Below are 24,969 nucleotides of genomic sequence, written 5' to 3' on the forward strand. Positions count from 1 at the left end.
CAATTGGTCGGTGTTGCCTCATAGATGTGGGACAATACCCGCCACTTTTAGCCATACCCGAATCGACCACGCCCATGAACGCCCCCCGCACACCAAGACCCGCGCGCAAAAAGCCTGATTCCGCGACCCCGGCCAAAGCCGTGGAGCCCCGTGAGAAGGCCAGCCTGCACCCGCGCAACCGCCACCAGGGTCGTTACGACTTCCCGGCGCTGATCAAAACCACGCCGGAACTGGCGAAGTTCGTGATCATCAACCCGTACGGCAAGGAAAGCATCGACTTCGCCAGCCCAGACGCGGTGCGTGTGTTCAACCGGGCGCTTCTCAAGTCGTTCTACGGCGTCGCCCATTGGGACATCCCGGCCGATTACCTCTGCCCACCGGTTCCGGGCCGTGCCGATTACGTGCACTTCCTGGCCGACCTGCTGGCCAGCGTCAACGACGGTGAGATCCCGCGCGGCGCACCGGTCAAGGTGCTCGATATCGGCATGGGCGCCAACTGCGTCTATCCGTTGATCGGCTACAGCGACTACCGCTGGCACTTCCTCGGCTCGGAAATCGACCCGACGGCCGTGGCCGCCGCCAAAGCCATCGTCCAGTCCAACGGGCTGAACAAGGCCATTCAGTTGCGCCAGCAAAGCAATCCCAAGCACATTCTGCTGGGCCTGCTCGAACCCGGCGAACGTTTTGACCTGACCATGTGCAACCCGCCGTTCCACGCCTCGATGGACGAAGCGACCAAGGGCAGCGAGCGTAAATGGCGCGCGCTGGGCCGTGCCGATCCAAAACGCAAACTGCCTGTGCTGAACTTTGGCGGTCAATCGGCAGAATTGTGGTGTGAAGGGGGCGAAGCACGGTTTGTGACGCAACTGATCGCCGAGAGCGCGCATTTCCAACACAAAGTGCTTTGGTTCAGCACCCTGGTCTCGAAAGCCTCCAATCTGCCAGCGATCCAGACGGCGCTGAAAAAGGCCGGCGTACTGGAAAGCCAGGTCGTGGAAATGTCCCAGGGGCAGAAGCAAAGCCGTTTCGTCGCCTGGACCTTCCAGACCAAATCCGAGCAGCAGGTCTGGCGCGAACGTTGGGTTAAAAAAAGCTGAGTAACTGACCGCCGCAGATCAACTGTAGAAGTGAGCCTGCTCGCGATGGCGGCCTATCAGTCAACATTTCTGCTGAATGTTATGGCCTCATCGCGAGCAAGCCCGCTCCCACATGGGTAGGTGTTTCGGGCCAATCGCTGAATCGCAGACACAAAAAAGCCGTGCCCGGATCACTCCGGAGCACGGCTTTTCTTACTGCGTCTTACTTGTTAACAGCGTCGGTCAGGCCTTTGGCCACAACCAGCTTGATAACTTTCTTGGCAGCGATTTCGATAGCAGCGCCAGTCGAAGGGTTGCGGCCGGTACGGGCAGGACGCTCAGTCACTTTCAGTTTGCCGATACCTGGCAGAGTGATTTCGCCGCCGTTTTCCAGCTGATCGGCAACGATTTGGCCCAGTTGGTCCAGAGCGTTACGCGCGGTGGTTTTTGGCGCGTCGATAGCTTCAGCGATGTCGGCGATCAGTTGGTCTTTAGTAAGAGCCATGTAGTGTTCCTTCCCTATCAAATTCATATGGATTGCAGAGTGCAGTGTCAGCCATCGAGCCCGATCTTCTGGATCTGGCACCCTCGGCCATAACCGCGACGAGTCGGGGTTATAGATACCGAAATCAGGGTTTGGTTCGACCTGACAAATGCTGAATGCACGCTTAACGCAGTGACTTCGCGTAAGACCGGGCAAAACTAGCACAGAGACGGGGAAATATCCGCCTCTAGCTACCCATTTGGTCAGCTTTATTGCTCTAAAACTGTAAAAAACAGCATAAGCGCCATTGGACACCTGCGAATTGCCCTTCGTGCCGCGCCAAAACCAGTGGTTGCGGTACACTGGGCGCTTTTTCGGGGGAGCACGCCCTCCTCACTTCAATCAGCCGAGAAGCCCATGCCGATCCGCCATTGCATCGTCCACCTGATCGACAAAAAACCCGACGGCACACCTGCAGTTCTCCACGCCCGCGACTCCGAACTGGCCGAGTCGAGTGCCATCGAGTACATGCTTGCCGACCTCAATGAGAGCTACAACGCCAAACAAGGCAAGGCCTGGGGTTTCTTCCATGCCGAGTCCGGGGCGCATCCGTTCAGCGGCTGGCTGAAGGAATACCTCGATGGCGGCAAGGATTTCACAGCGTTCAGCCGTGTGGCGGTGGAACACCTGCAAAAGCTGATGGAGGAATCGAACCTCTCTGTGGGCGGCCACGTGCTGTTTGCGCATTATCAGCAAGGCATGACCGACTACCTTGCGATCGCCCTGCTACACCACAGTGAAGGCGTTGCAGTGACCGATCAGCTGGACGTGACCCCGTCCCGGCACCTGGACCTGGGTCAACTGCATCTGGCGGCGCGGATCAACGTTTCCGAGTGGCAGAACAACAAGCAGTCCAAGCAGTACATTTCGTTCATCAAAGGCAAGAACGGCAAAAAGGTTTCAGAGTATTTCCGCGACTTCATCGGCTGCCAGGAAGGCGTCGACGGCCCCGGCGAAACCCGCACCCTGCTCAAGGCCTTCAGTGACTTCGTCGAAAGCGAAGACCTGCCGGAAGAATCCGCCCGCGAGAAAACCAAGACTCTGGTGGATTACGCCAGCAGCCAGGCAAAACTGGGCGAACCCATGGGCCTGGAAGAACTCTCGGAGCTGATCGACGAAGAGCGTCCGAAAGCCTTCTACGATCACATCCGCAACAAGGACTACGGCCTGTCGCCGGAGATTCCGGCAGATAAACGTACCCTCAACCAGTTCCGCCGCTTCACCGGTCGCGCCGAAGGCCTGTCCATCAGCTTCGAAGCGCACCTGCTGGGCTCGAAGATCGAATACGACGAAGAAGCCGGCACGCTGATCATCAAAGGTCTGCCGACCCAACTCACCGATCAGCTCAAGCGACGTAACTGATGCTCGGCGGCGTACTGAAGAAATTCCTGCTGATCCTGCTGGTGGTTGTGGCCTACCAGAACTGGGGCAAGATCGAGCGGGTGTTCCATCCGGCACAGGTGGTGTCGGAGCAGACTCAAGCCAAGGCCAACGTCGTGCTCTACGCCACTGAATGGTGTGGCTACTGCAAACTGACCCGGCGTTTTCTCGATCAGAAGGGAATCCCCTATAAGGAATTCGATATCGAGAAGGATGCCGAAGCGCGCAAGGACTACGAGGCGCTGGGTGGCGGCGGGATTCCGATCATCGATGTGAACGGGACGTTGATTCGCGGGTATGACCCGGATGCCATCCTGGCCGCACTGAAATAACTGTGGGAGCGAGCTTGCTCGCGATTGCAGACTGACATTCAACATAGATGTCGACTGTGATGGACTCATCGCGAGCAAGCTCGCTCCCACAGGTGTACGTCAGCGTTTTCCGATACGGAAGCCAAAGCGCGGAAAGTGCACATGCACCACACCGGCCCGCTCGTCTTCACGACGCAGAATCAATTCTTCACTGCCCGCAAACAGCAACTCACCCGCCACCGGGTCAACGCCGTAATCGATGGCGGCAATGGCCACCTGCTGGCCAACCTCAAAACCATTCGGCTCGTCGAATTGCTCATCTGGCAATGCGGCCGGTGTGGCATTGCGCGCAACCTCCAGCGCCTCCTCCGAGCTCATCTCGCTGAACGCGCCATGACCAAAGCCCAACACGCGACCCAGCCATGCCGAAACCGCCGGATAAGCATCGACCACCGGTGACGTGACGGGCGTGGCTTTGAGGAACCACAACGGATGGGCCAGGGCAAAGTCGGCAATCGACGGCTCGCCGAACAGGAAGTCGCCCTGCTCGCGCTGAAGCTGTTGCTCCAGACGCGTCATGATAGTCGGCCATTGATGCCGGGCTTGGTCAGCCGACAACCGTGTGGCGCTGCCACCGCTGAACAACTCCGCGCGATCGGCAATGAACGCCTTGATCGCTTCCGGCGGCATATTGCCGAAGCGCACAGCGATCGATTCCGGTTGAAACACCAGGCTGACCGCGTGCTGGAACACCACCGAATCCGCCCACGCGGCGAAGGTCGCGGCGATCATTTCCTGACCTTCCGGGAAGAACGCCGGCAAGGCTTTTTCCTGTTCCAGACGACGGGCGATCAGCGACGTGTCGCAATAGATATCCGCGCCAATCTGCAATACCGGCGTCTTGCGGTAGCCGCCGGTCAGCGCGGTCAGATCGGGTTTTGGCATCACCGGCGAGATTTTCACCGAGCGCCAGGACAACCCCTTGAAGCCCAGCAGCAAGCGGGCCTTTTCAGAAAAAGGGGACGTCGGGTAATGATGAAGAATCAACTCGGACATGCTCGGCTCCGCCGCACGGATAGGGAATCCGCAGCTTAGCGCGCATTCCATGTGCAGCCCACCCATCTGCCTGATGGGAACTTATCAGTCAGATTGATAAGCCCGTGGCAGCACTCGCCACCAAGCATTCCTTGGCGCTTTTCTTGAGCTTTTTGATCAGCCGTTCCTGACGCAGCGCTTCGCTTTTGTCGCGGCAGGCTTCGGTGTAGACCAATGCCACGGCAGGGCTGGAGAGAAAAAAGCGCGCGCCCTTGCCACTCTGGTGGGTGGCGAAGCGGCGCACGGGATCGTCGCTGATCCCGCAGTAAAGCGAACCATTGGCCGCGCGAACGAGGTAGACGAACCAGGGTTTGCTGACGGGCAGCGTTGGTTCGGCGGCAATGACGGAAGATTCGCTGGCGGTGTTCACGTGACGATCAAGGCTTGTAGGAAACAAGCCGCGATCTTATCAGCGACTGGCCTGGAATGCCTTCAGCCCCTTCAAGGCTTGAGCGCGCACGGCGTTTCTCACCGCCGGCGTCCAGCCCAACAACAGCCCCTTGAAACCCAACGCCTGTCGGGACCAGGCCCACAGATCGAAGCTGTCGTGATGCTCGCAAATCTTGCCGTCGCGAAAAACAAAGCGTGCCTGAATGTCGTTGACCACGGTGTTGCCGGTCTGGCTGAACAGGTACGTCGCCACCCAATGGGCGCCGCCCGTGCGCTCATCGCTGCGCACGTTATCGAACGTCAGGGAAAAATCCTTGGCCCGGGTAGTGAGCATGCGCCACATGTCGCCGGCATTGCGGCCGCGCAGTTCGCCGAACGCCGGATCACTGAACACCACGTCGTCGGTATAGCAGGCGCTCATGGCCTCGGCATCCAGCCGCTGGAAGGCTTGGTAGAACTGGGTGATCAATGCGTTGTGGGCATCACTCATGGGCAGGCTCCCTGACGTGCAAAGTGGTTTCAAAAGATTGCCTGCACGATAGTCAACAAACGCGCGAAACACTATCGGCATTCGTGAGCCGAATACCGACAGTGTGCGGGTGTCAGACCTTTTCGCTTACGACCTGGACGTACAACGAACGTCCGGCGCCGAGGCCAGCGATGATCGCCCCAAGACCGATGATGCCGAATATCCAGCCCAAGGCGTTCCAGCCGCCGGTCCAGTCATGCACGATGCCGACCGCGAACGGCCCCATGGACGCCAGGGTGTAACCGAAGCCTTGGGCCATGCTCGACAGATTCGCTGCGACATGGGCGTCCCGCGAACGCAGCACGATCAGGGTCAACGCCAGACTGAACGTACCGCCCTGCCCCAGACCCAGCAGGATCGCCCACCCCCACAAGCCTTCGATCGGTGCATAAAGACAACCGAACAGGCCGCCAAGGGTCAGCAGCATGACGATGACAATCGCCAGACGCTGATCCTTGCCGCGCGTCGCCAGCCATGGCGCCGCCAGTGAACTCGCCAACTGAACGATGACCGAGCCTGACAGCACCAGACCCGCCTGGGTCGGCGTCAGGCCGCGACCGATCAGGATCGACGGCAACCAGCCGAACACGATGTAGGCCAGAGAAGATTGCAGGCCCATGTAGAGCGTCACTTGCCAGGCCAGTGGATCACGCAACAGACCGCGAACCCGATACGCGACGTTGTGCGCGCCGTGTTTCTGCCCGACTTGTGGCAACCAGAAAATCGCCGCGACCAATGCCGGAACCACCCAGAAGCCGAGGCCCAAGGCCCAGCTCTTGTCGAAATGCTCGCTCAACGGCACGGTCGCGCCCGCGGCCATTGCCGCCCCCAGGCACAGGGCCATGGTGTAGACGCCGGTCATGGTGCCCGCGTGTTTCGCGAAGTCGCGCTTAACGATGCCGGGCAGCAATACGCCGATTACGCCGATGCTCGCGCCGGCCAGCACGCTGCCGGCAAACAGGCCGATCTCGCCGAACGAACTGCGCAGGATGATCCCGCCGGCCAACATCAAGAGAATGCCCAGCACCACTCGCTCGGCGCCAAAACGTCGTGCCAGCACGGGCGCCAGCGGTGCAAACAAGCCGAGGCACAGCACCGGCAACGTCGTCAGCAAACCGGCCTGGGCTGCCGACAAACCGAGGGTTTTCGACACCTCGCTGAGCATCGGCGCCATGCTCGACAGCGCCGGGCGCAGGTTCAGCGCCACCAGGATCAGCCCCAGCAGCAACAGCCACGGACGACGCAGGATCGGGTGACTTTGCTGGACCTGTTCGTCATCCGCCTCGGCGTCGATCAGCAGCTCTTCGAGCTCTGCCGTGCGCTTGGGCTGCGTGATGTGGCTGTTGCTGCTGGACATGGGGTTCTCGGTTTCAAGGTTCATTGATCAACTGCCTCGACAGGGCTTTGGCCCTTTCCGGATCGCGTTGCTCGACGGCATCAAGCAGTTCGATATGAAGGTCGAACACTTCTTGGCGTCGGGGAGAAATGTTCAGGGTTTCGCGCAATTGCGCACCGACAACGCTGGAGAAATAGCGGTACAGCTCGCTGAGCGTCGGGTTATGCGCGGCGTCCACCAAACGTCGGTGGAACACCAGATCGCAGGCGATATACGTGTCGAGATCGCCGTGGTAGTGGCTGCCGCTGACGCCCAACGCCTCGCGCAATGCCACCAAGTCTTCGTCGGTACGCCGCAATGCGGCCAGGCCGATGGCCTCGACTTCCAGAATGTGCCGAGTTTCCCGGGCCTGTTCATGGGAACAGCGGGACAACGCCTTCAGGGTGTCCAGTGGATCGACCACCGCCCGCAGGTAGCTGCCGTCGCCCTGACGAATTTCGATCAACCCGGAAAACGCCAATACGCGCATGGCTTCACGCACGGTATTGCGACTGATGCCCAGCTCTGCGGACAGCTCAGGTTCGGTGGGTAAACGCTGGCCCACCGTCCACACGCCTTCGGTGATGCGCAGGCGTAACTGGTCCAGTGCCTGGTCGACCAGGGACCGTTTAACTAGCGGAGAAATGTCTGACATAGGATTCGCCCTTTCATCCAATCATAGGATGAATTTTCTGACATGTTAGTCAGCTACGTGTAGGACGGCAACCGCCTACGGTCAGGGAGAGGGAAATGGAGCGAGATTTTCGATTAGTCAAAATCACCCTTTAAGGGTAATTTTAAGGACAGGTAAGCGGCTTCTTATGGAAAAGAACACCCCCCATTATGACTTGGCGGTGGTCAAGTCAGAGGTCATCCGATTAGGGACAAAGGCATTTACCGGAGCGGCACGGGAAGGCGGCCGACGACTTGATTTGAGCCTTTCCCAAATGCTGCAAATCGTTTATTCGCTGGAAAACAGGATGTTGCACAAATCGATGACGACCTTTGCCGACCATCGCATCTGGCAGGACGTTTATCACATGAAGATTCAAGGCCTGGAGATTTACATCAAAGTGACCTACCGCCCCGGTGGTGGGCCTCCAGTAATCTCCTTCAAGGAGAAAAATGCATGAATGGAAAGCAATGTTTCAGCTGCGGTACTCATGATGGGCTGCAGCACTTCGATGGGCGCAGCTTCACCATCGACTTCAAACAGATGACACGCCAGGTAGGTGACATTTCAGGCTACGAGTGTCGGGTTTGCGGCGAAATCGAATTCGATGATGGCAGCGCCGAACGATACTCCCAGGCGAGTGATCAACTGCTGGTTGATTGCCGTCAACTTATGGCCGCCGAGATGAAGCGTATCCGCCGCAAGCTGAAGCTCTCGCAAAAGGAAGCGGTGAAATTGCTCTCGGGTGGCGGCCACAACGCTTTTTCCCGTTATGAGCGCGCTGAACTGGCACCGCCCCAACCGTTATTTATGCTGATGCGCCTGCTTGATCGGCATCCAGAATTACTGAGCGACGTGCAGGTACTTGGCGAAGGTGCAGACTTGCAAAGCCTATTGGCAAACCTCGATCAGTTACCCCCATCCGCGCTTGCTTCCTGACCCAAACCCCAGACAAAAATAAACCCGGAACACTGTCCGGGTTTATTTCTTTACCAACCGCCAATCAATGCAGGATCTGGCTCAGGAACAGCTTGGTACGCTCATTCTGCGGGTTATCGAAGAAGTCGTTCGGCGCAGCCTGCTCAACGATTTCGCCCTTGTCCATGAAGATCACACGGTTGGCCACGGTGCGGGCGAAGCCCATTTCGTGGGTCACGCAGAGCATGGTCATGCCGTCTTCGGCCAGGCCGATCATGGTGTCCAGCACCTCTTTCACCATTTCCGGGTCGAGGGCCGAGGTCGGTTCGTCGAACAGCATGATTTTCGGTTTCATGCACAGGGCGCGGGCAATCGCCACACGCTGTTGCTGACCGCCGGACAGTTGCCCCGGGAATTTATGCGCCTGCTCCGGAATGCGGACGCGTTCCAGGTAATGCATGGCGATTTCTTCGGCCTTGCGCTTGGGCATCTTGCGCACCCACATCGGCGCCAGGGTGCAGTTCTGCAGGATGGTCAGGTGCGGGAACAGGTTGAAGTGCTGGAACACCATGCCGACTTCACGACGGACCGATTCGATCTGCTTGAGGTCGTTGGTCAGCTCCACACCATCGACCACGATGCGGCCCTGCTGGTGTTCTTCCAGACGATTGAGGCAACGAATGGTGGTGGATTTACCGGAACCCGACGGGCCACACAGGACGATACGCTCGCCCTGTTTAACGTTCAGATTGATGTCTTTCAACACGTGGAACTGGCCGTACCACTTGTTCACGCCCTGCATCTGAATAATGCCTTCAGGGTTCACAGGCTTTTTGATTGCTTCGCTCATTACAGAACTCCTAACGCTTGTGGCCAGTGTCGAGCTTGCGTTCCAGATGCATGGAATAGCGCGACATACCAAAACAGAAAATCCAGAACACCAGGGCCGCGAACACATAGCCTTCGGTGGCCATGCCCAACCATTTCGGGTCGGCGGCGGCTTGTTTGACGCTGTTGAGCAAGTCGAACAGGCCGATGATGATCACCAGGCTCGTGTCCTTGAACAGCGCAATGAAGGTGTTGACGATGCCAGGGATTACCAGCTTCAGGGCTTGCGGCAGAATCACCAGGCCCATGCTGCGCCAGTAACCGAGGCCCATCGCTGCAGCCGCTTCGTACTGACCTTTGGGAATCGCTTGCAGACCGCCGCGCACCACTTCGGCCACGTAGGCCGACTGGAACAGGATCACGCCGATCAGCGCCCGCAACAGTTTGTCGAAGTTCATGCCTTCAGGCAGGAACAACGGCAGCATCACCGAGGACATGAACAGCACCGTGATCAACGGCACGCCGCGCCAGAATTCGATGAAGGTCACGCAGACCACGCGAATCGCCGGCATGTTCGAACGACGGCCCAGCGCCAGGATGATACCCAGCGGCAATGCACCGGCAATACCGACGGTGGCGATCACCAGGGTCAGCATCAGCCCGCCCCACTGACTGGTCGCCACGGTGCTCAGACCGAAGAGGCCGCCATGCAACAGGAAGTAGGCAATGATCGGGTACAGCACCAGGAAGCTCAGCCCGTATACCGCTTTACGGTGAAAGCGCGAGATAAACAACGGTGCCACGCCGATGACCGCCAGCCACACGGTCAGGTCCACGCGCCAGCGCAGGTCTGCCGGGTAGTAGCCGTACATGAACTGGCCGAAGCGCTGCTGGATGAACACCCAGCAGGCGCCCTCCTTCGTGCAGTCGGCGCGCGTGGTGCCGACCCAGTTGGCATCGAGGATCGCCCAATGCAGGATCGGCGGCACCACCAGGTAGATCAGGTAGAACGCGAACAGGGTCAGCAGGGTGTTGAGCCAGCTGGAGAACATGTTGGCGCGCATCCACGCCACCGGCCCGAAGACTTTGATCGGTGGCGGCATGTCAGGTTTGAAAGTATGAGTCGTCATGCGCTTTTCCTTACCGCTCGATCAGCGCAATGCGCTTGTTGTACCAGTTCATCAGCAGGGAAATGCTGATACTGATCGCCAGGTACACGCTCATGGTGATGGCAATCACCTCGATCGCCTGTCCGGTCTGGTTCAGCACCGTACCGGCAAACAACGAGACCATTTCCGGATAACCGATACCGGCCGCCAGCGAGGAGTTCTTCGCCAGGTTCAGGTATTGGCTGGTCAGCGGTGGAATGATCACGCGCAGGGCTTGCGGGATGATCACCTTGCGCAGGGTCGGACCGTTGCGCAATCCCAACGAGTGCGCCGCTTCCGTCTGGCCGTGGCTGACCGACTTGATGCCCGAACGCACGATCTCGGCGATAAACGCCGCGGTGTACACCGTCAGGGCCAGGGTCAGCGCCAGCAGTTCCGGGATCAGCACCCAGCCACCGACGAAGTTGAAGCCTTGCAGCTTCGGCATTTCCCAGTGCAGCGGCGCGCCGAAGATCAATGCGCACAGCGCAGGGATCGCAAAGAACAGCGCCAGACCCACCCAGAACTTGTGGAACGGTACGCCGGTCGCTTCGAAGCGTTTGGTTGCCCAGCGGCTCATCAGCACGATGGCGACGATGGCCACGACGATGCTCACCACAAACGGCCAGAAACCATCCGCCGTCAATGCGGCCGGCATGTTCAGGCCACGGCTGCTGACAAAGAAGGTGTCGCCGAAGTTATGGCTGTTGCGTGGCCCCGGCATGGTCAGGAACACCGCGAAGTACCAGAACAGGATTTGCAGCAGCGGCGGAATGTTACGAAAAACCTCTACATACACCGTCGCCAGCTTGGCAATGATCCAGTTCTTCGACAGCCGTGACACACCAACGATGAACCCGAGGATCGTCGCCAGGATCACGCCGATGAAGGTCACCAGCAGCGTGTTGAGCAGGCCGATGACAAACACCCGGGCATACGAGTCCGATTCGGTGTAGTCGATCAGGTGTTGAGCGATGCCGAAACCGGCACTGCGCTCAAGAAAGCTGAAGCCGGAGGTAATGCCCCGGTGTTGAAGGTTGGTCTGTGTGTTATCGAACAGATACCAGCCCATCGAGACCACCGCCACAATGGTGATGATCTGAAATAGCCACGCACGCACTTTTGGATCGCTGAGGCTGAGCCTCTGCTTTGGTGCGCCGATTGAATTTTGCATGAAGTGCCCCGCAAATAATGGAACAGAACATCACCCGGTGGTTGGCCCACCGGGTGATAGAACCATCAGCGCACTGGTGGTGCGTATTGAATGCCGCCGTTGTTCCACAGGGCGTTCAGCCCGCGGTCGATGGCCAGTGGAGTGCCTTTGCCGAGGTTTTTCTCGAACACTTCACCGTAGTTACCCACTTGCTTGACGATCTGCACGACCCAGTCTTTCTTCACTTTCAGGTCTTTGCCGTATTCACCGTCAGTGCCCAGCAGACGAGCGACGTCCGGGTTCTTGGTGGCTTTGGCTTCAGCTTCAACGTTTTTCTGGGTGATACCCATTTCTTCAGCGTTGAGCATCGCGAACAGGGTCCACTTGACGATGCTGAACCACTCTTCGTCGCCTTTACGCACGACCGGGCCCAGAGGCTCCTTGGAGATGGTTTCCGGCAGAACGACGTAGTCGGTCGGGGTCGCCAGCTTGCTGCGTTGTGCGTAGAGCTGGGATTTGTCGGAAGTCAGCACGTCGCAACGACCGGATTCCAGCGACTTGGCGCTTTCATCGGAGGTGTCGAAGGTGATCGGGGTGTACTTCAGACCGTTACCGCGGAAGTAGTCGGAAACGTTCAGCTCGGTGGTGGTACCGGCTTGAATGCAGATGGTGGCGCCGTCGAGCTCTTTCGCGCTCTTCACGCCCAGCTTGTTGTTCACCAGGAAGCCGATGCCGTCGTAGTACGTCACGCCAGCAAACACCAGGCCCATGCCCGAATCGCGGGAGCTGGTCCAGGTGGTGTTACGCGACAGCACGTCGATTTCGCCGGACTGCAGCGCGGTGAAACGCTCTTTGGCGTTCAACTGGCTGAATTTGACCTTGGTCGCGTCGCCGAACACGGCAGCGGCCACAGCGCGGCAGACGTCAGCATCGATGCCGATGATCTTGCCAGTGGAGTCTGGAACCGAGAAGCCAGGCAGACCGTCACTGACGCCGCACTGTACGAAACCTTTCTTCTGCACTGCATCCAGGGTTGCACCCGCCTGAGCGAACCCACTGACACCGAGTACTGCGGCTGCAGTCACGATCGCCAGGGTGGATTTCAACATCTTCATTCAAACCTCCAGTTTTGCTCTTGTTGTGTCGGAGCTTGAGTCCAGTCGCACCCTTATGAGGCGTTGTTGACCCGTGTTGGCTTTTTTTGGGGTCAACCGACGTAAGACCTGCGCTATGAGTCTAGTAGGAGAAAATCCACATCATGGACAACTCACTTCTCACCAATCGGCCGAACGGGCGGTAGCCCTTTCACGTTCGCGAAGCCCGTAGCGGCCACTGGCGAACATCCATCACCGGATTCTTTGCTATCCCACCGCCAGCAGTACACTGATAGTGTTACCGCAAGGCGCGAGATGGGTTGCACCGTTTCCCCATAGCAAAGCCCGTACCAGACCGCTCGCTGAAGCGATTACGCGACAGGTCAATAGCAAAACTTGTAGCCTTGCGACATCTTATTAACTGATCAACCAGGCGCGCCCTCAGACCTCGCACTCAATGAGAGCGCCTGCACAACATTGGAGCAACCATGACCGAGCCCTTGATTCTTCAGCCCGTGAAGCCCGCAGATGCCTGCGTTATCTGGCTGCACGGCCTGGGCGCCGATCGCTACGACTTCTTGCCGGTGGCCGAGGCGTTGCAGGAAAGCCTGCTGACCACCCGCTTCGTTCTCCCTCAGGCACCGACCTGCGCCGTGACCATCAATGGTGGTTACGAGATGCCAAGCTGGTACGACATATTGGCCATGAGCCCCGCGCGCGCGATCAACCGCGAGCAGCTGGAAGAGTCGGCGCAGAGGATCGTCAATTTGATCGAAGTGGAGCGCGCCATCGGAATAGACGCCTCGCGGATATTCCTGGCAGGTTTTTCCCAAGGTGGCGCGATGGCGTTACACACCGCGTTTCTGAAATGGCAGGGACCGCTGGGGGGCGTACTTGCCCTCTCGACCTATGCACCGACCTTCAGCGATGAACTGGAGCTTTCCGCCAGCCAGCAGCGCATTCCCGTACTGTCTTTACACGGCCAGTACGATGACGTCGTTCAAAACTCCATGGGCCGCACCGCTTACGAGTATTTAAAGCAGCATGGTGTCACCGTGACATGGCAGGAATACCCAATGGGCCACGAAGTGTTACCCGAGGAGATTCGCGACATTGGTGTCTGGCTCGCCGAGCGCTTGCGTTAACTGTTTATGTGAAAAGCAGCCCATTGATCCATCCCACTACGCCGCGCCCGATTCTTGCATTACACTGGCCGGCGTATATTCCTTAACCAATTGATGAGATGACCGTGCTCAAAGCACTCAAGAAAATGTTCGGTAAAAGCGAGACTGAGCAGCTCGCGCCAGTCTCCAGCGCTCCGTCTCACCATCCCAGCCACCGCACCGACGGTAATCAGTCTGGCCGGACCGCAACCGTAGCGGTACCGAAGCACGAGCCGACGACCACACCGGCCGTCCAACCCGTTGAGGCTCAGGCCTCTGAAGAACCGATCAGCGAAGCTGCAAAACCTGCCCGACCGCGTCGCGAACCGAAGCCAAAAGCACCGGTTATCCCCTGGAAACTCGAAGACTTCGCCGTCGAACCCCAGGAAGGCAAAACCCGTTTCCACGATTTCAAACTCGCCCCTGAACTGATGCACGCCATCCAGGACCTGGGCTTCCCGTATTGCACGCCGATCCAGGCGCAGGTGCTTGGCTTTACCCTCGCGGGCAAAGACGCCATCGGTCGCGCCCAGACCGGCACTGGCAAAACCGCTGCATTCCTGATTTCGATCATCACCCAGTTGCTGCAAACCCCACCGCCGAAAGAGCGTTACATGGGCGAGCCGCGGGCGCTGATCATTGCACCGACCCGTGAACTGGTGGTGCAGATTGCCAAGGACGCAGCCGACCTGACCAAATACACCGGCCTCAACGTCATGACGTTTGTCGGCGGCATGGACTTCGACAAGCAGCTCAAGCACCTCGAAGCCCGTCATTGCGACATCCTCGTGGCCACCCCGGGCCGCCTGCTCGACTTCAACCAGCGCGGCGACGTGCACCTGGACATGGTCGAAGTCATGGTCCTGGACGAAGCCGACCGGATGCTCGACATGGGTTTCATCCCGCAAGTGCGTCAGATCATTCGCCAGACTCCGCCGAAGAACGAGCGTCAGACGCTGCTGTTCTCCGCGACCTTCACCGAAGACGTGATGAACCTGGCCAAGCAATGGACCACCGACCCGTCGATCGTCGAGATCGAGTCGCAGAACGTGGCCAGCGAAAACGTCGAGCAACACATCTACGCCGTGGCCGGTGCCGACAAATACAAACTGCTCTACAACCTGGTCAACGACAACGGTTGGGAGCGAGTGATGGTGTTCGCCAACCGCAAGGATGAAGTGCGGCGCATCGAAGAACGCCTGGTGCGCGATGGCGTCAACGCCGCGCAGCTGTCCGGCGACGTTCCTCAGCACAAGCGCATCAAGACCCTGGAAGGTTTCCGCGAAGGCAAGATCCGCGTCCTGGTCGCCACCGATGTGGCCGGTCGCGGCATCCACATCGACGGCATCAGCCACGTGATCAACTTCACGCTGCCGGAAGTCCCGGACGACTACGTGCACCGCATCGGTCGTACCGGTCGTGCCGGCGCCGATGGCGTGTCCATCAGTTTTGCCGGTGAAGATGACTCGTATCAGCTACCGTCCATCGAAGCATTGCTGGGTCGCAAGATCAGCTGTGAAACGCCACCGACGCATCTATTGCGGGCGGTTGAGCGCAAGCGCCCATAACGCGGGTCGCACTAAAAGAGGCGCAGCCGGAAACGGACTGCGCTTTTTTTTCGTCCGGAGATTGATCGACACAACTAAAAGTCCATAATGGACAAATTAGTTTACTTCCAGCTCCCGGAGCCGACCATGTCCAGTACGCCTTACGTGATCACCCAACCTCAGGCCCGCGAGCTGCTGGCGCAGGTCGACGTGCCGCAGATCTTGCGCAAGCTGTTCCTCGACCTGGCCGCCGGGCAAGCCGTGCAACCTGCGCAGCAGCTGGTGGAATTCCCGCAGGGCGCTGGTGACTTCATCAACTACCTGGGCGTACTGGCCGAAGACGGCGTTTACGGGGTCAAGACCTCGCCGTACATCGTGCGTGAACAAGGCCCGCTGGTGACCGCCTGGACGCTGCTGATGTCGATGCAGACCGGCCAGCCGTTGCTGCTCTGCGATGCCGGCGAACTGACCACTGCTCGCACCGCTGCAACAACCGCCGTGGCGGTCGACGCTCTCGCCCCGCTCAAGGCCGAACGCCTGGCGATCATCGGCAGCGGCAAAGTCGCCCAAGCGCACTTGCACTACGTCAAAAGTCTGCGCGACTGGCAGAGCATCAGCCTCTACTCGCCGAGCCTGAGCGACAAGAATCCCGAAGTATTGGCACAACTCAAAAGCCTCGATCCTCGCCTGACCATCGTCGACAGCCGTGAAGCAGCCGTTCAAGACGCCGATGTCATCATGCTCTGCACCTCGTCCGCAGGGCCGGTGATCGACCCGTCAAGCTTGAGCAAACCGGCGCTGATCACTTCGATCAGCACCAACGCACCGCGTGCCCACGAAGTGCCGCCGCAGAGCCTCAATGATATGCAGGTGTTCTGTGACTATCGTCTGACCACCCCGGGCTCGGCCGGCGAAATGCTGATTGCCGGTGAACAATATGGCTGGGACAAAAACGCGATCATCGGCGACCTGCCGGATCTGCTCAGCGAAAAAGTCCAGCGCCCTGGCTATGACCGCCATGTGTTCTTCCGCTCCATCGGTCTGGGCCTGGAAGACATTGCACTGGCCAATGCCATCTACCAACTACAGCACTAACACCACAAACCCTGTGTAGGAGCTGACGAGTGAAACGAGGCTGCGATCTTTTGATCTTGCCTTAAAAGCAAAGTCAAAAGATCGCAGCCTCGTNNACTCGACAGCTCCTACAGTCCCACAGGGGGATCTCTACAATTTCGGCATTTACGCCCCATCAGGAGACGTTCATGAGCCAGGCAGATTTCATCATCATCGGCGGCGGGATTGCCGGTGCTTCCACCGGTTTCTGGTTGTCGCAGCACGCCCGAGTGATCGTGCTCGAACGCGAGTCCCATCCGGCCTACCACTCCACCGGACGTTCAGCGGCGCTGTTCACCGCCGCCTACGGCACTCCGCAAGTTCGGGCGCTGACCCAGGCCAGCCGTGATTTCTTCGACGCGCCGCCGACCGGTTTCTGCGAACACCCGCTGCTGACCCCGCGTGGCGAGATGACCGTGGACTTCACCGGCGACCCGGACGAGCTGAACAATCAATACCTGAGTGCCAAAGCCACGGTGCCGGAGATGCAGCTGCTCAGCGCCGACGAGGCCTGCGTGCGCCTGCCGATCCTGCGTCGGGAAAAAGTCCATGGTGCGATTTACGACCCGACCGCCAGCGACATCGACACCGATGCGTTGCACCAGGGTTACCTGCGCGGTATCCGACGCAACAAAGGTGAAGTTCATACCGACAGCGAAGTCATGGGCCTGACCCGTGACGCCGAAGGTGTGTGGCACGTGCAAACCAACGGTCAAACCTTCAGCGCCCCGATCATCATCAACGCGGCAGGCGCCTGGGCCGACAAAATCGGCGAGCTGGCCGGAGCCAAGCCACTGGGCCTGCAACCCAAGCGCCGTGCGGCGTTCATCTTCGCCGGCCCCGAGGGCGTGGACATCCACCACTGGCCAATGCTGGTCAGCCTCGACGAATCCTTCTACATGAAGCCCGACGCCGGAATGTTCCTCGGCTCGCCAGCCAACGCCGACCCGGTGGAACCACACGACGTGCAGCCTGAAGAGCTGGACATTGCGATGGGCATCTACCAGATCGAAGAAGCCACCACCCTGACCATCCGCCGTCCGACCCGCACCTGGGCCGGCTTGCGCAGTTTCGTGAGCGACGGTGATTTGCTGTCCGGTTTCGATCCGCAGGTGCCGGGGTTATTCTGGGTAGCGGCACAAGGCGGTTATGGCATCCAGACCTCGCCGGCCATGGGCCAGGCCAGCGCTGCACTGGTACGCTGCGAAGCCTTGCCCGAGCAACTGACTCGCTTCGGTCTGAACACCCAGATGCTTTCCCCTTCGCGACTGGGCTGAGTTTCGGACGCAGGTGACGTGTCGACACGATTGCGGCAAACTTCCAGCGCCCTTTTTTGACGGGGCGCTGATGCTGTCTGGAGCTGCACTTTATGAACGCCCAAGAACAAGAACCGGCCGGTGATGACTCTGCACTGAAGAGCTCGCCGCTGGATAACTTCCGCGCGATCGCCGATGCCATCGCTACGTTGTTCTTTCCTCACGCGGAGGTGGTGCTGCATGACCTGCGCACCCAAAAAGTCGACTACATCGCCAACAACCTGTCCAAACGGGAAATTGGTGATGACTCGGCGCTGGGGGACATGCTCAGCGAAGAGATCAGCGAACGAAACATCGGGCCGTACGAAAAGCTCAATTGGGATGGTCAGAAGATTCGCAGCCTGAGCAGCGTGCTGCGCGACAGTGAAGGTCATCCGCTGGCGGTGCTGTGCATCAATCTGAATATTTCGTTGTTCGAAAATGCCAAGGCCGCGCTGGACCTGTTCCTGTCGCCGAGCAAGTTGATTCCGCAACCGGACTCACTGTTTCGCGATGACTGGCAGGAGCGGATCAACACCTTCCTCCACGCCTGGCTTCGCGAACGTCAGCTGAGCCTGAACCTGCTGACCCGTGACCATAAACGCGAACTGGTGCTGGCACTGCACGCCGAGGGCGCCTTCAAAGGCAAAAGCGCCTCCAACTATGTGGCGAACGTGCTGAACATGGGGCGGGCAACGGTGTACAAACATTTGAAAGAACTGAAGAGCTGAAACCTGTGGCGAGGGAGCTTGCTCCCGCTGGACTGCGCAGCGGTCCCCTTCTTTTCAGGTAGAGAGTGGGACCGCTTCGCGCCCCAGCGGGACGATGCGGCGTTCCGACAAGCTCCCTCGCCACAGCGTTACTCCAGCGCCGAAGCCGGCCCGAAGAATTCGTAGCGGCTTTGCTTCTCAGGTACACCCAGCGCTTTGAGGTGACGCTTTACCGCCGCCATGAAGCCTTTAGGTCCGAGGAAGTAAGCGTCCAGATCGCGCTGCTGCGGCAACCACTCGCCCAGTTGCTCCTGGCTCAACAGTCCCACCTTGTGCGCCGCCGGGCTCACGCCATCATCTTCGTCGTAGCAATAGAAGCGTTTGAGTTGCGGGTGACGCTCGGCCAAGCCATCGATCCAGTCGCGGAAGGCGTGAACGCTACCGTTGCGTGCGCAATGGATAAAGTGCACCGGCCGTTCGGTCGCCAGCGCCGCTTCAAGCATCGCCAGCGTCGGAGTGATGCCGACGCCGCCGCTGATCAGCACCAATGGTTTGTCGCTGTCAGTCAGGGTGAACTCGCCCGATGGCGGGAACAGTTGGATGCTGGCGCCCACATGCAGTTGATCGTGCAGATGGTTAGAGGCGCGGCCACCAGTTTCACGTTTGACGCTGATCCGGTACTGGCCCTTGTTGGCCAAGGCCGATAGCGAATAGTTACGACGAATCTCTTCGCCATCGAGGATCAGTTTCATGCCGATGTACTGACCGGGTTCTGCCGCCAGAATCGGGCCTTTGTCAGCCGGTTCGAAGTAGAACGAGATAATTTCCGCACTCTCCTCGACCTTGGCTACCACGATGAATTCCCGCGCCCCGCGCCAGCCGCCCGGTGCCTGTTCCTTCTGGTCGTAGATGCTGGTTTCGGCACCGATCAGGATGTCGGCCAATTGACCGTAAGCAGCCCCCCAGGCGGCCATCACTTCAGGTGTGGCGATCTCGTCGCCCAGCACTTCGGAGATGGCTCGCAGCAGGCAGGCGCCGACAATCGGGTAATGTTCCGGGAGGATCTGCAGGGCCACGTGCTTGTTGATGATCTTGGACACCAGGTCGCCCAACTGATCGAGCTGGTCGATGTGCCGCGCATACATCAAGACACCGTTGGCCAGGGCGCGCGGCTGATCACCGCTGGCCTGGTGGGCCTGGTTGAACAGCGGGCGGACTTCCGGGTACTCGGACAGCATCATGCGGTAGAAATGAGTGATCAAAGCTTCGCCACCGCTTTCCAGCAAGGGCACGGTGGATTTGACGATTGCACGGTCTTGAACGCTAAGCATAAGGCGACTCCTGATCTACGTGGATTGCTAACTGACTGCCTTGTATTTATCAGTTTCCGTGCCAATAATTAAAACGTTATAAATCAACAAGTTAAATTCTTTATAGTCATATCGACACACACTGACTTATAGTCATACCGACTACATGGAGTCACTATGACTGCAAAAGCCTTGCTCACCACCCTGCTGCCACTGGTCGCCGACCTGTCCCGCGAACTCCCCGAAAGCGAGCGTTATCGGCGCTTGCTTGAAGCCATGCGCGCCTTGCTCCCGTGCGATGCTGCTGCCCTACTGCGCCTTGATGGCGAATGGCTGGTGCCACTGGCCGTCGACGGGTTGAGCACCGACACCCTCGGCCGACGCTTCAAAGTCAGCGAACACCCACGTTTCGAAGCGCTGCTCAGCAGCCACGGCCCGACCCGTTTCGCTGCCGACTGCGACTTGCCCGACCCTTACGACGGCCTGATCGATGGCCTCGATGATCATCTGGAAGTCCACGACTGCATGGGTTGCCCACTGTTTATTGACGAACGTCCGTGGGGTTTGCTGACCCTCGACGCACTCGATCCGGAGCGCTTCGAACCGATCGAACTGGACGCCCTGGAAGCCTTCGCCAGCCTCGCCGCCGCCACGGTCAACGCCGCCGAGCGCATCGAACGCCTGGCCAATCGTGTCGAAGACGAACATCAGCGTGCCGAGGTTTACCGACAAGCCAGCGGCCAGCAGAACCGCGAGTTGATTGGCCAGAGCAAGACCCACAAACGGCTGGTGGAAGAAATCAATCTGGTGGGCGGCAGCGATCTTACCGTGCTGATCACCGGCGAAACCGGGGTCGGCAAGGAACTGGTGGCCCAAGCCATCCACGCCGCATCGCCCCGGGCCGACAAGCCGATCATCAGCCTCAACTGCGCCGCGCTGCCGGACACGCTGGTGGAAAGCGAATTGTTCGGCCACGTCCGCGGCGCCTTCACCGGCGCGATGAACGATCGGCGCGGCAAGTTTGAACTGGCCAATGGCGGCACGCTGTTTCTCGATGAAGTCGGTGAGCTGTCCCTGACCGTCCAGGCCAAATTGCTGCGAGTCCTGCAAAGCGGTCAATTGCAGCGATTGGGGTCGGATAAAGAACATCAGGTGGACGTACGTCTGATCGCCGCGACCAACCGCGACCTGGCCGAGGAAGTGCGCAGCGGCCGCTACCGTGCCGACTTTTATCACCGCCTGAGCGTTTATCCGTTGCTGGTGCCGGCACTGCGGGATCGTGGTCGGGATGTGTTGCTGCTCAGCGGCTACTTCCTCGAGCAGAACCGTTCACGCATGGGCCTCAACAGCCTGCGCCTGAACAGCGATGCACAGGCTGCATTGCTGGCGTATGCATGGCCGGGCAATGTGCGGGAGCTGGAGCACTTGATTGGCCGCAGTGCCTTGAAGGCGCTGGGTAACTGCAAGGAGCGGCCGAAAATTCTCAGTTTGAGCGCGGCGGATCTGGATTTGCCTAATGGCAGCGTTGAGCTTGCAACTGAGCCAGTCCCTGTCAGCCCTGCTGCTTTGGTCTCGGGAGACTTGCGGGCGGCGACCGAGGATTATCAGCGTCGACTGATCGACGCCTGTCTGGAACGGCACCATAACAATTGGGCGAGTGCGGCGCGTGAGCTAGGCTTGGATCGGGCGAATCTTGGAAGAATGGCCAAGCGATTGGGCATGAAGTGAAGGCCCCATCGCGAGCAAGCTCGCTCCCACAATTGATCCTTCATGAGACACAGATATTGTGTTCGACGAAAATCTACTGTGGGAGCGAGCTTGCTCCGGGCGGCGTTCCGACGATAGCGTCATACCATTCACCTGAATAGCTAAAGCCTGCCCGCAACAAGTCGATAACCCGGCATCGATAGCTGTTGGCGATCCTCGCGGTCGCCCATCACCTTTTTCCACAGAAGGTTTTTATGTCTTCAAACAAAGCCCGCGCAGATTCACTTTCGCTTCTGCTGTTTACCTTGCGCAGCGGCAAGCTGATGGCGATCAACCTGCTAAAAGTCAGTGAAATCATTCCCTGCCCGCCGCTGACCAAGCTGCCGGAGTCGCATCCCCACGTCAAAGGCATCGCCACCCTGCGCGGTGCCTCGTTGTCGGTGATCGACCTCAGCCGTGCCATCGGCGAACGACCGCTGGAAGACCCGAATGGTGGCTGCCTGATCGTCACCGATGTCAGCCGTTCCAAGCAGGGTTTGCACGTTCAAGCCGTGAGCAAGATCGTCCACTGCCTGACCACCGACATTCGTCCGCCGCCCTTTGGCTCTGGCGGCGTGCGCTCGTACATCACTGGCGTAACCTCGGTCGACGGCACGTTGGTACAGGTGCTGGACATCGAAAAAGTGATCCATGGCATCGCCCCGGCACAGATCGAAACGGCCCCGACCGAACTGAGCATGGAAGACGCCGAAGTGCTCGGCAACGCGCGGATTCTGGTGGTCGATGACAGCCAGGTGGCGCTGCAGCAATCGGTGCACACCCTGCGCAACCTCGGCCTGCAATGCCACACCGCCCGCAGTGCCAAGGAAGCCATCGACTGCCTGCTGGACCTGCAAGGCACGGCCCAGCAGATCAACCTGATCGTCTCGGACATCGAAATGTCGGAGATGGACGGTTACGCATTTACCCGAACCCTGCGCGAAACCCCGGACTTCTCGCACCTCTATGTGCTGCTGCACACCTCTTTGGACAGTGCAATGAACAGCGAAAAGGCCCGTCTTGCCGGCGCGAACGCGGTGTTGACCAAGTTCTCCTCGCCAGAACTGACCAAGTGCCTGATCGAAGCAGCCAAGGCTGTCGCTGAACAAGGTCATTGAGGCTTGAGCAAGGACTTCTGCTTTCTGATGCGGCGCAACCTCGCTGAAGTTGTGCCTGCGATCACTTGGCCTCAGGGAATTGTCCTCAGCGAATACCGCCCCGAACTGGCAGAAGCCGTTCATCGTTTGATGGAACTGGGTTATCAGCAAGGTGGCGGTCGCGTGCCGGCACTCGACGTCTGGCAACAGCGTTTTGAAACCGACCCTGAATATGATCCGAGTCTGTGCTTCATCGCTCTGGATGCCGAAGGTATTGTCGGCGTGTGCCAGTGCTGGACCAGCGCCTATATCAAGAACCTGGTGGTGCATCCACGGGCTCAGGGGCAAGGATTAGGACGCGCGCTTCTACTTCATGCTTTCAGCATATTTCAGCAACGACGCGAAGGTTTTGTGGATTTGAAGGTGCTGGAAGACAACCTTCGGGCGCAGCGTTTGTATGAAAACGCCGGAATGCGTGTGATCCGCCGGGAACCGGTTCCGGCCTGACACAACCCCCTTCGCGAGCAGGCTCGCTCCCACAATGGATCTGCGTCGTACACAAAATCTGTGTCCTAGGCAGAGCAAATGTGGGAGCGAGCCTGCTCGCGAAGGGGCCGACACATTCAACCTGAAACCATCAGGCATACTCCAACCTTGGCCAAAACACCTCCAAGGATGCCCGAACCCATGAAAGCAGCAAGCCTGACCCTCCTCTGTCTCGCCGCCCTCGCCACCCAGGCCCACGCCTCCAGCCCCGACGCCTGGGCCGCTTACGACAAAGCGGCGCTCGCCAGTTGCACTAAGGCCAGCGGCTTGAAAAATGCCAAACCCGTGGGCAACGCCGCACAGTTCGATGACCGGGTTGGCTACACCGCACTTCTGTTGCAAGGCCAATACCCGCAAAAACACATGAAAGGCCAGCAAGGCACCGAACTGTGTCTCTACAACAAGAAAAGCAAAACCGCTTACGTCACCGAATGGGACTCCATCCGCCCCACCGCCAAGGCGCAGTGACTGGCGCATAACTTGCTTCGATAGGCCTTTGCGGCGGCATTCTGTCACCGTTTCATGTCCTTTTATGCGACTGGTCGTTCAATGAATACGACGTTTTCCTGCGTAGGTTGTGGCAAATGCTGCAACGACCACCACGTGCCCCTGACCCTGCCCGAAGCCCGGATGTGGGCGGCCGATGGCGGTCAGGTGATCGTGCTGGTGGAAGGTTTCCTGGGCAATGGCCTGGGCCTGCCAGTGCAGCAACGCGAACACGCCGAACGCCGTTCTGTGCGGGTTCGAAGCGGCGCATCCGAGGCGTACATAGCCATCACCTTTGCCGCCTACAACGTCGGTCCTTGCCGGAATCTTGACGAGGACAACCGCTGCAGCATCTACGAACGCCGGCCGCTGGTGTGCCGCATCTACCCGATGGAAATCAATCCGCACATTCCCCTGAACACTGCCGTAAAGGAATGTCCGCCCGAGTCGTGGGAAAAGGGACCGGATCTGATTGTGGGGGGGGAATTGGTGGATCAGGAACTGGTCGGATTAATCCAGCGCTCCCGTCAGGCGGATCGCGATGACATTCAGACCAAGGATGCGATTTGCGCGTTGCTGGGGATTCGGACTACAGCGTTGAAGGGCGATGGGTTTACTGCTTATCTGCCGGACATGATGGCGTTTGCGATGGTCATCGATCAGGTTGCGGCGCAGCCATTGGCTGAGTCAGGCGTTGACTGGTTGTTTCATGTGTCGGGTGAGGACATTGCCGGGCAAGTGCAGGCGGCGGGCGCGCAAGTCGCGACGGATACGCCAGTGAACTATGCGTTTATTTCGTTGCGGGCGGCTTGATCCAAGGGATGCGCTGCCTGTTATGGCCCTTTCGCGAGCAGGCTCGCTCCCACAATGGATCTGCGTCGTACACAAAATCTGTGTCCTGTTGAGATCAACTGTGGGAGCGAGCCTGCTCGCGAAGGCGATAGATCAGGCACTACAGAGTTTAAAACTCAGCGCTTACCCATCGAACGACGAGTACCGGGAGGCGCTGCGCCCGGGGTCTTGGTATGGCCGTTCTTGGCGCCGTTCTTGTACCAGGGCTGGCTGGCGTTCTTCGCTGCGGCCAGGTCGCCCGGCTTGAACGGGAACTTGAACGCCGAGATCTCGGCTTTGGTTTCGCTGTCTGCGCTGGAGTCGACGCTGTCTGGCAGGTCTGCCTGGTCGTCGCTCAAAGCGTCGGCAACCGGCGGTTGTGTCGGGGAAGTCATGAAAGCTCCGGGTGATGCAATAGAGTCGGGCCCGGTCAGCGAGCCGCGAAAGGCGGCAGTATACCTGTGTAGAGAGTTGCAAGCTTCAAGCTACAAGCGAGTCCGTCGGGTTTTGTGCTGACTGACCTGACATCTTCGCGGGCAAGTCGGGTCGCCGCATCGCTCGCTCCTACAAGGATTCAACGCACATCCGCTCCTCACCACTCAACAGGCCGA

Annotated in this window: 27 protein-coding genes; 15 read left to right on the top strand and 12 right to left on the bottom strand. The window is 59.1% G+C overall.

Going from position 1 to position 24,969, the window contains the following annotated elements; genetic code table 11:
• Positions 1-74: 74 nt before the first annotated feature.
• The gene (gene rlmF / locus VD17_RS07915; RefSeq protein ID WP_033056419.1) at positions 75-1,097 is read left to right on the top strand and encodes a 23S rRNA (adenine(1618)-N(6))-methyltransferase RlmF; all 1,023 of its coding nucleotides are present in this window, start codon (positions 75-77) and stop codon (positions 1,095-1,097) included.
• Between the two features lie 202 nt (positions 1,098-1,299).
• Here the strand turns inward: rlmF and VD17_RS07920 are convergent, their stop codons facing one another.
• Positions 1,300-1,581 carry an HU family DNA-binding protein gene (locus tag VD17_RS07920; RefSeq protein WP_007905514.1) on the bottom strand — a complete coding sequence of 94 codons (282 nt, stop codon included), beginning with the start codon at positions 1,579-1,581 and terminating at the stop codon, positions 1,300-1,302.
• A 396-nt stretch (positions 1,582-1,977) separates the two neighbouring features.
• Between VD17_RS07920 and yejK the strand changes: the two genes are divergently transcribed.
• Positions 1,978-2,982, top strand: a complete 1,005-nt coding sequence (yejK, locus tag VD17_RS07925) for a nucleoid-associated protein YejK (RefSeq protein ID WP_008147593.1) — start codon at positions 1,978-1,980, stop codon at positions 2,980-2,982.
• Positions 2,982-3,332 carry a glutaredoxin family protein gene (locus VD17_RS07930; protein ID WP_046053365.1) on the top strand — a complete coding sequence of 117 codons (351 nt, stop codon included), beginning with the start codon at positions 2,982-2,984 and terminating at the stop codon, positions 3,330-3,332. The genes yejK and VD17_RS07930 overlap by 1 nt, the downstream gene beginning before the upstream one ends.
• A gap of 99 nt (positions 3,333-3,431) precedes the next feature.
• Here the strand turns inward: VD17_RS07930 and VD17_RS07935 are convergent, their stop codons facing one another.
• The 5 genes from VD17_RS07935 to VD17_RS07955 form a co-directional block, all read right to left on the bottom strand.
• On the bottom strand, positions 3,432-4,367 hold the full coding sequence (locus VD17_RS07935) for a glutathione S-transferase family protein (RefSeq protein ID WP_046053366.1): 936 nt from the start codon (positions 4,365-4,367) through the stop codon (positions 3,432-3,434).
• A gap of 88 nt (positions 4,368-4,455) precedes the next feature.
• Positions 4,456-4,776 (bottom strand): GIY-YIG nuclease family protein, encoded by a 321-nt coding sequence (locus VD17_RS07940; RefSeq protein ID WP_046053367.1) that lies wholly within the window; start codon positions 4,774-4,776, stop codon positions 4,456-4,458.
• Between the two features lie 39 nt (positions 4,777-4,815).
• Complete coding sequence (locus VD17_RS07945; protein ID WP_046053368.1) at positions 4,816-5,286, bottom strand: nuclear transport factor 2 family protein; 471 nt, start codon at positions 5,284-5,286, stop codon at positions 4,816-4,818.
• A 112-nt stretch (positions 5,287-5,398) separates the two neighbouring features.
• Positions 5,399-6,706: a CynX/NimT family MFS transporter gene (locus VD17_RS07950; RefSeq protein WP_046053369.1), complete on the bottom strand. Its 1,308-nt coding sequence runs from the start codon at positions 6,704-6,706 to the stop codon at positions 5,399-5,401.
• Complete coding sequence (locus VD17_RS07955) at positions 6,696-7,355, bottom strand: FadR/GntR family transcriptional regulator (RefSeq protein ID WP_033056425.1); 660 nt, start codon at positions 7,353-7,355, stop codon at positions 6,696-6,698. Before VD17_RS07955 ends, VD17_RS07950 begins: the two co-directional genes overlap by 11 nt.
• A gap of 166 nt (positions 7,356-7,521) precedes the next feature.
• On the opposite strand from VD17_RS07955, the gene VD17_RS07960 reads away from it, so the two are divergent.
• Entirely contained in the window at positions 7,522-7,833 is a 312-nt protein-coding gene (locus tag VD17_RS07960; protein WP_046053370.1) for a type II toxin-antitoxin system MqsR family toxin, read from the top strand.
• Positions 7,830-8,312, top strand: a complete 483-nt coding sequence (locus VD17_RS07965) for a type II toxin-antitoxin system MqsA family antitoxin (RefSeq protein ID WP_046053371.1) — start codon at positions 7,830-7,832, stop codon at positions 8,310-8,312. The genes VD17_RS07960 and VD17_RS07965 overlap by 4 nt, the downstream gene beginning before the upstream one ends.
• A 64-nt stretch (positions 8,313-8,376) precedes the next feature.
• On the opposite strand, the gene VD17_RS07970 is transcribed toward VD17_RS07965, so the two are convergent.
• The 4 genes from VD17_RS07970 to VD17_RS07985 form a co-directional block, all read right to left on the bottom strand.
• Complete coding sequence (locus tag VD17_RS07970; protein ID WP_046053372.1) at positions 8,377-9,141, bottom strand: amino acid ABC transporter ATP-binding protein; 765 nt, start codon at positions 9,139-9,141, stop codon at positions 8,377-8,379.
• Positions 9,142-9,151: 10 nt separating this feature from the next.
• The gene (locus VD17_RS07975) at positions 9,152-10,249 is read right to left on the bottom strand and encodes an amino acid ABC transporter permease (RefSeq protein ID WP_046053373.1); all 1,098 of its coding nucleotides are present in this window, start codon (positions 10,247-10,249) and stop codon (positions 9,152-9,154) included.
• Between the two features lie 10 nt (positions 10,250-10,259).
• Positions 10,260-11,441, bottom strand: a complete 1,182-nt coding sequence (locus VD17_RS07980; RefSeq protein ID WP_046053374.1) for an amino acid ABC transporter permease — start codon at positions 11,439-11,441, stop codon at positions 10,260-10,262.
• 65 nt (positions 11,442-11,506) lie between these two features.
• The gene (locus VD17_RS07985) at positions 11,507-12,535 is read right to left on the bottom strand and encodes an amino acid ABC transporter substrate-binding protein (RefSeq protein WP_033056430.1); all 1,029 of its coding nucleotides are present in this window, start codon (positions 12,533-12,535) and stop codon (positions 11,507-11,509) included.
• Positions 12,536-13,002: 467 nt separating this feature from the next.
• On the opposite strand from VD17_RS07985, the gene VD17_RS07990 reads away from it, so the two are divergent.
• The 5 genes from VD17_RS07990 to VD17_RS08010 all read left to right on the top strand — a co-directional run bounded on the left by VD17_RS07990 (position 13,003) and on the right by VD17_RS08010 (position 18,363).
• Positions 13,003-13,659 carry an alpha/beta hydrolase gene (locus VD17_RS07990; RefSeq protein ID WP_046053375.1) on the top strand — a complete coding sequence of 219 codons (657 nt, stop codon included), beginning with the start codon at positions 13,003-13,005 and terminating at the stop codon, positions 13,657-13,659.
• A gap of 98 nt (positions 13,660-13,757) precedes the next feature.
• Positions 13,758-15,245, top strand: coding sequence for an ATP-dependent RNA helicase RhlB (gene rhlB, locus VD17_RS07995; RefSeq protein WP_046053376.1), 1,488 nt, complete (start codon positions 13,758-13,760; stop codon positions 15,243-15,245).
• Between the two features lie 126 nt (positions 15,246-15,371).
• Complete coding sequence (locus VD17_RS08000) at positions 15,372-16,319, top strand: ornithine cyclodeaminase family protein (protein ID WP_046053377.1); 948 nt, start codon at positions 15,372-15,374, stop codon at positions 16,317-16,319.
• A 167-nt stretch (positions 16,320-16,486) separates the two neighbouring features.
• Complete coding sequence (locus tag VD17_RS08005; RefSeq protein ID WP_046053378.1) at positions 16,487-17,614, top strand: NAD(P)/FAD-dependent oxidoreductase; 1,128 nt, start codon at positions 16,487-16,489, stop codon at positions 17,612-17,614.
• A 92-nt stretch (positions 17,615-17,706) separates the two neighbouring features.
• Positions 17,707-18,363 (top strand): helix-turn-helix transcriptional regulator, encoded by a 657-nt coding sequence (locus VD17_RS08010; protein ID WP_046053379.1) that lies wholly within the window; start codon positions 17,707-17,709, stop codon positions 18,361-18,363.
• A 128-nt stretch (positions 18,364-18,491) separates the two neighbouring features.
• On the opposite strand, the gene hmpA is transcribed toward VD17_RS08010, so the two are convergent.
• Entirely contained in the window at positions 18,492-19,673 is a 1,182-nt protein-coding gene (gene hmpA / locus VD17_RS08015; protein ID WP_046053380.1) for an NO-inducible flavohemoprotein, read from the bottom strand.
• Between the two features lie 156 nt (positions 19,674-19,829).
• Between hmpA and norR the strand changes: the two genes are divergently transcribed.
• From norR to VD17_RS08040, 5 genes are all read left to right on the top strand, one after another.
• Positions 19,830-21,380, top strand: coding sequence for a nitric oxide reductase transcriptional regulator NorR (gene norR / locus VD17_RS08020; protein WP_046053381.1), 1,551 nt, complete (start codon positions 19,830-19,832; stop codon positions 21,378-21,380).
• Between the two features lie 233 nt (positions 21,381-21,613).
• On the top strand, positions 21,614-22,516 hold the full coding sequence (locus tag VD17_RS08025) for a chemotaxis protein CheV (protein ID WP_008147551.1): 903 nt from the start codon (positions 21,614-21,616) through the stop codon (positions 22,514-22,516).
• A gap of 27 nt (positions 22,517-22,543) precedes the next feature.
• Positions 22,544-23,002, top strand: a complete 459-nt coding sequence (locus VD17_RS08030) for a GNAT family N-acetyltransferase (RefSeq protein WP_046053382.1) — start codon at positions 22,544-22,546, stop codon at positions 23,000-23,002.
• Between the two features lie 180 nt (positions 23,003-23,182).
• Positions 23,183-23,509 carry a hypothetical protein gene (locus VD17_RS08035; RefSeq protein ID WP_046053383.1) on the top strand — a complete coding sequence of 109 codons (327 nt, stop codon included), beginning with the start codon at positions 23,183-23,185 and terminating at the stop codon, positions 23,507-23,509.
• An 81-nt stretch (positions 23,510-23,590) separates the two neighbouring features.
• Positions 23,591-24,340: a YkgJ family cysteine cluster protein gene (locus VD17_RS08040; protein ID WP_046053384.1), complete on the top strand. Its 750-nt coding sequence runs from the start codon at positions 23,591-23,593 to the stop codon at positions 24,338-24,340.
• A 155-nt stretch (positions 24,341-24,495) separates the two neighbouring features.
• On the opposite strand, the gene VD17_RS08045 is transcribed toward VD17_RS08040, so the two are convergent.
• Positions 24,496-24,753, bottom strand: coding sequence for a hypothetical protein (locus VD17_RS08045; protein WP_046053385.1), 258 nt, complete (start codon positions 24,751-24,753; stop codon positions 24,496-24,498).
• Between the last annotated feature and the right edge of the window lie 216 nt (positions 24,754-24,969).

The organism is Pseudomonas fluorescens, from assembly GCF_000968015.1.
GTDB lineage: Bacteria > Pseudomonadota > Gammaproteobacteria > Pseudomonadales > Pseudomonadaceae > Aquipseudomonas > Aquipseudomonas fluorescens_W.